Here is a 2,970-nt window from a genome sequence, read left to right as displayed (position 1 = left end):
CGGATGCTGGCCAAGGCCCGGCAGATCCTCGTCAGCGAGCTTGCGCTCGCCGAGGGCACCAACGAGGACAAGGCAGAGGTCGTGCTCGACGAGGTGCTCGCCGAGGCCGTGGCCTGAACGAGGTTTCGTCGACAATGGCGGCGACTGGTCAGCTGACCGTCGCCGCCATTCTTGTCGCTGCGGGTGACGGACAGCGACTCGGCGCGGCAGTGCCGAAGGCTTTCTGCGAGGTGGCCGGCCATACCCTGCTCGAGCATGCCGCGGCCCGCTTTGTGGCGCATCCGGGGGTGCGTGGGCTGGTGATCGTGGCACCGCCGATGCTGCTGGAGTCAGCGGCCGCGCTGGTACCCGCCGCGGCCGTCGTCGCTGGCGGTCCCACCCGGCAGGAATCGGTCGATCGCGGCCTGGCGGTGCTGGCCGACGACGTCGATGCCGTGCTGGTTCACGACGTGGCGCGACCCTTCGTGCCCGCCGACGTGATCAGCCGGGTGATCGCCGCGCTCGTGGACGGCGCCGAGGCGGTGGTACCGGCGGTCGCGCTGGTCGACACCGTCAAGCGTGTCGACGCCTCCGGCGCGGTCACCGAGACGCTCGAGCGCAGCTCGTTGCGGGCCGTGCAGACACCACAGGGCTTTCGGCGTGCCGTGCTGGCCGAGGCGCACGCCGCCTGCGATGGCGCCGGTGTGACCGACGACGCCGCGCTCGTCGAGCTGCGCGGAGTGCGAGTCGTCGTGGTCGCGGGCGCCGACGAGTCGTTCAAGATCACCCGACCGTGGGATCTCGCGCTGGCAGAGGTGGTGGCCTCGCGATGACCGAGGTGCGCACCGGTGTCGGCGCCGACGTCCATCCCATCACGCCTGGGCGCCCGTGCTGGTTGGTCGGGTTGCTGTGGCCCGGCGTCGACGGATGCAGCGGTCATTCCGACGGCGACGTCGCCGCGCACGCCGCGTGTGACGCGTTGCTGTCCGCTGCCGGGCTCGGCGACCTGGGTGCGCTGTTCGGCGCGGCCGAGCCGGCCTGGGCGGGTGCGCCGGGCGCCGACCTGCTCGCCGAGGTGCGCCGGCTCGTCACGGCCGAGGGCTGGCAGGTCGGCAACGTGGCGGTGCAGGTCATCGGCAATGCCCCGAAGATCGCGCCGCGTCGTATCGAGGCCCAGGCCGCCCTGGCTGCTGTCGTCGGCGCGCCGGTCTCGGTGAGCGCCACCACCACCGACGGTCTCGGCCTGACCGGTCGCGGCGAGGGCCTCGCTGCCATCGCCAGCGCCCTCATCACCCGCTAAACCGCCCCCCGATCCGCCCTGCCGGTAGCGGTGGGTCGAGTGCCGCATCCATGCGTTGAGTGACGTATCCGCGCGTCGAGTGACGTATCCGCGGGTTGGGAGACGTCGGAATTGCCGTCTGGCCCGAAAATACTGACGGTGCTGGGCGTGGGTGATTGGCGCCGGTGACCGGTGTGGTCATCGCGTTTGGGGGCGGGGGGTTTCAGGCGGCGGAGTTGATCTGTTCCAGGGTGACTCGGTAGCCGAGCCGGTGCAGGCTGGCGATGTGGCTGCTGACTTGGCGGCGATGGTTGATCTTGGTGTCGTAGTAGTCGGCGCCGAGGTCGTTGTAGGTGGTCTCGGGCTGGGACAGCAGGGTGTGGATGATGCCGAGCATGGTGTTGCCGACCGCGACTTGGGCTTTGGCTTTGCCGCGGCGCCGGGCCACCCTGCGGTAGCGGGCGCCCAGGCGGGTCCGGCCGCGGCCGGCGACCACGGCGGCTTCGCCCAGGGCGCCGGCGAGGTAGCGGTTGCCTTTCTTGCGTGCGGCGTGCCCGCGTGTCTTGCCGGCTGATTGTTTGACGGTCGGGCAGAACCCGGCCCAGGAGACCAGGTGCGCCGGGCTGGGGAAGCGGGACATGTCCACGCCGATCTCGGCGAGGATGTCCTGGGCGTTGATCGTTGCGATGCCGGGGATGGTGTCCAGTTGGGTGAGCTGTGCTTCAAAAGGGGCGATCACCTCCTCGATCTGGGCGGTGAGCGCCTCGATCTGGGCGGTGAGGTGATCGATGTTGGCCAGCATCATCGACAGCACGAAAGCGTGATGATCGGTGAAGGAGGTGTCCGCGCCGTCGAAGGCCGCCTCCAACTGCGCGATCTTGTTGCGCATCGTGCCGCGGGCCAGGCTGGCCAGCATCCGTGGGTTACGTTGCCCGGCGATCAGCGCGGCCATCATCTCGCGCCCGGACACCCCGAAGATGTCGCTGACCACCACCGACACCTTGACCATCGCGTCCTCGAACAGCTTCTCCACCCGTTGCTTCTCCCGAGTGCGCTCACCGGTCAGGTTGCGCCGGTAGCGGGTCAGCGTACGCAGCCGACGGAACTGCTCGTTGGCCACGAAACATGGCGCGACCATGCCCCGCTCGTAGTTACGCGCCAGCCATGCCGCATCAGCCCGGTCGGTCTTGGGCCGACCCGGCAACGCCTTGACCTGCTTGGCATCGAGCAGTTCGCACTGGAAACCTTCGGCCTCAAGCCGGAAGAACGGCGCCTTCCAGTAATCCGAGGTCGACTCCATCGCCACATGGCCCACCTGCCAGGACCGCAGCCAATCCGCCAACTCCAGAATCTGCGACTTGGTCGTGCCGAACGAACGGATCTCCTGAGCCCGACGGCGCCGATCCCGATCCCCCGGCACCCGGATGCACACCTCCAACAGCGCCTTGCCGACATCCAACGCCGCGACCCGCTCCAGATACAGCGGCTCATCGCCGACCTCGTCCACCGCGATCACCCCATCTCCTGCAACAGCCACCGATAACCGGCGTGCCGCCCGGGGAACCACAGGCGAAACAAAATCTGGCCCACGTGCTCGAAGCGACAAGACACAGCCCTAAAGGACAGGCTCCCAGCGTCAGACTCTGAACGGCCGCAACCAACCAAGAAGACACGACGTCACAGGCAGCACCCAAACATTTTCACGCCGACAC

General features: G+C 68.7%; 3 protein-coding genes and 1 pseudogene. 3 read left to right on the top strand and 1 reads right to left on the bottom strand.

Annotated features, from left to right (window positions below; genetic code table 11):
• The 3 genes and pseudogenes from VFW69_RS00365 to ispF form a co-directional block, all read left to right on the top strand.
• A pseudogene (locus VFW69_RS00365) lies at nucleotides 1-117 on the top strand (CarD family transcriptional regulator); the annotation flags it as partial.
• Nucleotides 118-134: 17 nt separating this feature from the next.
• Entirely contained in the window at nucleotides 135-812 is a 678-nt protein-coding gene (ispD, locus tag VFW69_RS00360; RefSeq protein ID WP_526496999.1) for a 2-C-methyl-D-erythritol 4-phosphate cytidylyltransferase, read from the top strand.
• Nucleotides 809-1,279: a 2-C-methyl-D-erythritol 2,4-cyclodiphosphate synthase gene (gene ispF / locus VFW69_RS00355; RefSeq protein WP_526496997.1), complete on the top strand. Its 471-nt coding sequence runs from the start codon at nucleotides 809-811 to the stop codon at nucleotides 1,277-1,279. The genes ispD and ispF overlap by 4 nt, the downstream gene beginning before the upstream one ends.
• A 202-nt stretch (nucleotides 1,280-1,481) precedes the next feature.
• Here the strand turns inward: ispF and VFW69_RS00350 are convergent, their stop codons facing one another.
• A complete protein-coding gene (locus tag VFW69_RS00350; protein ID WP_526496995.1) occupies nucleotides 1,482-2,774 on the bottom strand; it encodes an IS110 family RNA-guided transposase in 1,293 nt (430 codons plus the stop codon).
• Nucleotides 2,775-2,970: the final 196 nt, after the last annotated feature.

The sequence above is a fragment of the Mycobacterium sp. genome, from assembly GCF_036273375.1.
In the GTDB taxonomy this organism is placed as follows: domain Bacteria; phylum Actinomycetota; class Actinomycetes; order Mycobacteriales; family Mycobacteriaceae; genus Mycobacterium.
The sequence above is the reverse complement of the archived record's forward strand: the minus strand, read 5'-3'. Positions and strand labels throughout refer to the sequence as shown.

What these genes read in the sequence shown, in the direction of transcription:
- ispF (WP_526496997.1), top strand. Translation starts at nt 809, where the DNA reads ATGACCGAGGTGCGCACCGGTGTCGGCGCCGACGTCCATCCCATCACG.
- ispD (WP_526496999.1), top strand. Translation starts at nt 135, where the DNA reads ATGGCGGCGACTGGTCAGCTGACCGTCGCCGCCATTCTTGTCGCTGCG.